1 protein-coding gene is annotated in these 506 nt (G+C 51.4%); it reads right to left on the reverse strand.

Annotated features, from left to right (window positions below; genetic code table 11):
• Positions 1–7 precede the first annotated feature (7 nt).
• On the reverse strand, positions 8–506 hold a 499-nt coding region (locus EOS_RS42585), incomplete at its 5' end, for a TonB-dependent receptor plug domain-containing protein (protein ID WP_047898270.1).

Below are 506 nucleotides of genomic sequence, written 5' to 3' on the forward strand. Positions count from 1 at the left end.
GTTTTACTTAAAAACCATCGTTATCTGTCTGCGCTTGCGTTCCGGTATTACCATAGGCAACAACATCATAACCATGAGTATGGGCATAATCGCCCAACAGCGTTACCCGTGTCTTATCCCCCAGTTGTTGCTGCGTAGAGACATCATAGTTCTGATAACTATTGCTTCCCCACCCTGCTGAAATTTCCGTTCCGGGTTCATCGCGCGTCGTGATGATATTCACCACCCCGCCTATTGCATCGGAACCATAAACAGCGGAGCGCGGCCCACGGATATATTCAACACGCTGGACAAGCGCAATAGGGAACTGGCTAAGGTCGGCAGAACCACTCACCCCCGCCAGATTCAGGCGTACGCCATCAATTAACACCAACACATGACTGGCATTTGTACCGCGAATAAAAATAGATGAGAGCTGACCTGAACCGCCGTTTTGGGTGATATCGACGCCCGGAAGACGGCGCAGCACATCATTGACCGAGGTCGACTGCCAGCGGTCGATATCC

The sequence above is a fragment of the Caballeronia mineralivorans PML1(12) genome (assembly GCF_001028175.1).
Taxonomy (GTDB): domain Bacteria; phylum Pseudomonadota; class Gammaproteobacteria; order Burkholderiales; family Burkholderiaceae; genus Caballeronia; species Caballeronia mineralivorans.